Genomic DNA, 4,410 nt, shown 5'->3' with positions numbered 1-4,410 from the left:
CCGGGCCCCCCCCCCCCCCCCCCCCCCCGCCCCCCCCCCCCCCCCCCGGCCGCGGCCGTCCTCGACGAGCACGCGGGCCATCCCGGCCCCGGTGATAAGCTTGCCGCCGCGCTCCTGAAACTCCTCCACCAGCAGGCGGATCAGGCTCGGCAGATCGACCCATCCCTCACCGGGGTTGAAGATCGCGCCCTGCGGCGTGATCGCGGCGACATCAACGCCGGGTGTCACCGCCGGCACCTGCCCGGCCTCGAGATGCTGCGCGTCATAGGCCAGCGACACCTCGTGGCGATACGCCGCCTCGATCAGGTTGCCGTCGTCATCGGCGTCCCAGGTCAGCCCGCCGTCGAATCTCAGCCAGTCCGCGTCCGGGTGCCGGTGCGCCAGGGTCCGATAGCGGTCGAGGCCGGCCATGCGCAGCCGGTGATAGGCGTCGGAGCGCCAGCGCGACGAGTTGAGCCATGACAGCGAGCGGCCGGAGGCGCCATTCGCGACCGGGCCGTCATTCACCAGCACGGTCGCCACGCCGCGCCGGGCCAGGTGCACGGCCGTGGAGACGCCGAAGATGCCGGCGCCGATGACGACGACGTTCGAGACTCTGTTCTTCATCACGGGTCTTTCGCCTGGATTAGAGGACTTCCGCCAGGAAGCGCTTGAGCCGCTCGCTCTGCGGCCGGTCGAAGATCGCCTCGGGCGGCCCGGCCTCGACCACCCGGCCTTCATCCATGAAGACCACCTGGTCGGCAACCCGCCGGGCAAAGCCCATCTCATGGGTGACGACCACCATGGTCATGCCGCGCCGGCCGAGATCGGCCATCAAGGTGAGGACGCCCTTCACCAGCTCCGGGTCGAGCGCGCTGGTAACCTCGTCGAACAGGATGACCTCGGGCTCCATCGCCAGCGCCCGGGCGATCGCGACCCGCTGCTGCTGGCCGCCCGACAGCCGCGACGGGCGGTGATGCTGGCGGCCGGCCAGCCCGACCTCGGCCAGGCGCGCCTTGGCGATGCGGTCCGCCGCGTCCCGCTTCATGCGCTTGATCCGGGTCAGCGACAGCGCGACGTTCTCCAGAGCGGTGTGGTCCGGAAACAGGTTGAACTGCTGGAACACCATGCCGATGCGGCGGCGCAGCCGGTCCGGCTTCATGCCAAGGATGCTGTCGCCGTCGAGCAGGATGTCCCCGCTCTTGACCTCCACCAGCCGGTTCAGGCAGCGCAGCAGGGTCGACTTGCCGGAGCCGGACGGGCCGATGACGCAGGTGACCGATCCGGCCCTCACCGTGAGGTCGACATCCTTCAGCACCTCATGCTCGCCATAGGCCATGCCGAGGCCGCGCACGGTCAGGCTGCCGCCGTTGAAGCGGGTGTCCATATCGCCGCCCGCGGCGCCCTTGAGCTCGCCGACCTCGACCAGGCCGCTGGTCCCTGCCCCGGACAGGCTGCGGCCGACCCGCAGCCGGGTGTCGATCCAGTTGACCAGATGGGTCAGGGGCACGGTGACCAGCAGGTAGAACACGCCGGCGAGCAGCAGCGGCGACAGGTTGCCGGTGACCACCGCCTGGTCCTGGCCGATGCGGAAGATCTCGCGCTCCGACGCCAGCAGGCCCAGGAAGTAGACCAGGCTGGAATCCTTCACATTGCCGATGAACTGGTTCACCAGGGCAGGCAGCACCCGCCGGATGCCCTGCGGCACGATGATCAGCCGCATCGCCTGGCCGTAGCTCATGCTCAGGGCCCGGCAGGCGTCCATCTGGCCGCGATCGACGCTCTGGATGCCGGAGCGGAAGATCTCGCCGATATAGGCACCGGCGATCAGCCCGAGGGCGAGGATGCCGAGCGGATAGGGCGACGGCCCGAACAGCTCCCGCCCCGCCCGGGCCAGGCCCTGCCCGATCAAGAGGATGGTGACGATGGCCGGAAGCCCGCGGAAGACATCGGTGTAGATCCGCGCCGGGATCCGCAGCCAGGGCGAGCGCGAGATGCCGCAGAGCGCCAGCGCCATCCCGATGGCGACGCCGAGCACGGTCGAGGCGAAGGCCAGGATCAGCGTGTTCTTCAACCCGACCGCGATCATCATGGGCAGCACTTCGCCCATCGCGTCCCAGTCGAGGAAGCTGCGGCGCAGGGTTTCGATCCAGTCCAAGCTGTCTGATCCCGGTCGTCGGCGTCAGGGAGGACCTGCCCGGCCGTTACGGCCAGGCAGGACGCGGCCTAGTTCTTGGGCAGGTACTGGTCCGGCATCGGCGAGCCCGGGAACCACTTCTGGTACAGCGTCTTCCAGGTGCCGTCCTGCATCGCCGCGTGCAGCCCCTGGTTCAGCGCGGTGCGCAGCGCGTCGTTGCCCTTGCGGATGACGAAGCCGGCCGGGGCGTCGAAGCTGGGGATGTTGATCGCGACCTTCAGCGCGGGATAGCGGCCGGCATAGTCCTTGGCCGCCTCGTAATCGAGGAAATGCGCGTCGATCGTGCCGTTGTTGAGGGCGGCGACGGCGGAGTTGTTGTCGGGAAACTTCACCAGGTCGGTCGCGGTGAAGGTCTTGGCCGCATAGATCTCCTGCAGCGTGCCCTGCACCACGCCGAGCCGCTTGCCGGCGAGCTGGCCGGCATCGGAGACCTTCGGGTCGGAGGTGAGGACCGACAGGTAGCCGGCGAGATAGCCGTCGGAGAAATCGACCGTCTTCTTGCGTGCCTCGGTGGTGCCGATCGCCGCCACCGCCACGTCGAAGCGGCCATTCGCGACCGACGGCATCAGGGCGGAGAATTCCTGGCCGGTGAAGACGACCTGGTCCTTCTCGAAGCCGATCCGCTCGGCCACGTTGAGGAAGAGTTCGATGTCGAAGCCGGTGAACTGGCCGTCCGCCGTCGTGAAGGTGTAGGGTTTGGCGTCGCCCATAGTGCCGACCGTGATCACCGTCGGGTCGATCAGGCCATAGGCATTGGTCTCGGCCATGGCCGGCCCGGCGGCCGAGCCGCCCAAGGCCAGAGCGATGACCAGCGCCCGGGCCCCCGTCGTCAGCATCGCCGCAAATATCCTCATATCTCCCTCCGTTGCGTGGTTCCGTCAGCCTGCCCATGTCCGGACCGGGCCGGACTCTCAATTTCGGTCATTGAGACCGATCTCTTTTCTAAAGAGACCGGTCTCTCTATATATGAGACCGGTCTCTTTCTGAAATTGTTAGAGCCACATTGACCGTCCGTCAATCTCTCCTGTAGAGCAGCCCGATGGAACAGCCCCCGCTCGCGAAGCCGTCCGTCACCGTCGCCGACGTCGCCCGGACGGCAGGCGTGTCGAAGGCCACGGCGGCCCGCGTTCTCGGCGGCTACGGCATCGTCAGCGACGCGGTGCGCGAGAAGGTGCTGGCGGTGGCAAAGGCCCTCGACTACCGGCCGAACGAGCTGGCGCGCAGCATGACCACGGGCCGGTCGGGCGCGATCGGCGTGGTGGTCGGGGACATCGAGAACCCGTTCTTCAGCGCCGCCGTGCGCGGCATCAGCGATGTGGCGCGCGCCGCCGGCTATACCGTGATCCTGGCCAATTCCGGCGAGGACATCGCGGCCGAGAAGGACGCCATCCGCACGCTGATCGCCAAGCGGGTCGACGGGCTGATCGTCACGCCGTCACGCTCTCGCGAGATCGACCATCTGCGGGATGTCCAGCGGTCCGGCCGGCCGCTGGCCCTGCTCGACCGCGCCATTCCGGAACTGGCGGTCGACACGGTCACGGTCGACGACCGCGAGGCGGCCGAGGCGGCGACCCGCCTGTTGATCGAGCACGGCCATCGCCGCCTCGCCTATGTCACCGCCTGCGACACGCCGGAGCACGCCTATCGCGACCTAGCCGACATCTACACCATGTCCGTCCGGCATCGCGTCGAAGGCTTTCTCAACGCCTGCGACCAGGCACGGATCCCGTCGCCGGCCGTCCGGCTCGGGGCAATCGGCCGCGAGGAGACGCGAGAGCTGGCGATGGACCTGTTGCGGTCGCCCGAGCCGCCGACCGCGGTGCTGGCGTCCGACAGCGTGATCGCGCTCGAGATCTTCAAGGTGGCGCGCGAGCTCGGCCTCGCGATCCCCGACGACCTGTCGCTGATCACCTTCCATGATGCAGACTGGACCAGCGTCACCAGCCCGCCGGTCACCGTGATCGACCAGCCGGTCCATCAGCTCGGCACGGCGGTGGCCGAGCTGCTGGTGTCGCGGCTGAAGGGCTATGCCGGCCCGGCGCGCCACATGGTGATTCCGACCCGGCTGGTGGCGCGCGCCTCGGTCGCGCTGCGGGATCCGGCCGGCCGTTTCCCGGTTGCATAGCTTTCTCGGCAGCGCGACCTGGAATTGTCGCCGCGCCGCTTCAGATCAGTGGGATCGAAGAACGGGCGGGACATCGGAGAACCAGGCCATGGACCAGGAGCTGGAGCGG

4 protein-coding genes are annotated in these 4,410 nt (G+C 68.6%); 1 reads left to right on the top strand and 3 read right to left on the bottom strand.

What is annotated here, in order from left to right; all coding sequences use genetic code 11:
- The 3 genes from AAHM41_RS39205 to AAHM41_RS39195 form a co-directional block, all read right to left on the bottom strand.
- Nucleotides 1-606: NAD(P)/FAD-dependent oxidoreductase (locus tag AAHM41_RS39205; RefSeq protein WP_342242063.1), on the bottom strand; the 606-nt coding region annotated here is incomplete at its 3' end.
- A gap of 19 nt (nucleotides 607-625) precedes the next feature.
- On the bottom strand, nucleotides 626-2,137 hold the full coding sequence (locus AAHM41_RS39200) for an amino acid ABC transporter permease/ATP-binding protein (protein WP_342242062.1): 1,512 nt from the start codon (nucleotides 2,135-2,137) through the stop codon (nucleotides 626-628).
- Between the two features lie 68 nt (nucleotides 2,138-2,205).
- Nucleotides 2,206-3,012, bottom strand: a complete 807-nt coding sequence (locus AAHM41_RS39195) for an ABC transporter substrate-binding protein (protein WP_342242061.1) — start codon at nucleotides 3,010-3,012, stop codon at nucleotides 2,206-2,208.
- Nucleotides 3,013-3,215: 203 nt separating this feature from the next.
- On the opposite strand from AAHM41_RS39195, the gene AAHM41_RS39190 reads away from it, so the two are divergent.
- Nucleotides 3,216-4,301, top strand: coding sequence for a LacI family DNA-binding transcriptional regulator (locus tag AAHM41_RS39190; RefSeq protein WP_342242060.1), 1,086 nt, complete (start codon nucleotides 3,216-3,218; stop codon nucleotides 4,299-4,301).
- Nucleotides 4,302-4,410 lie beyond the last annotated feature (109 nt).

It is taken from the genome of Inquilinus sp. OTU3971 (assembly GCF_038440215.1).
Note: the sequence above shows the minus strand (reverse complement) of the source record. Positions and strands in the feature narration are given on the sequence as shown.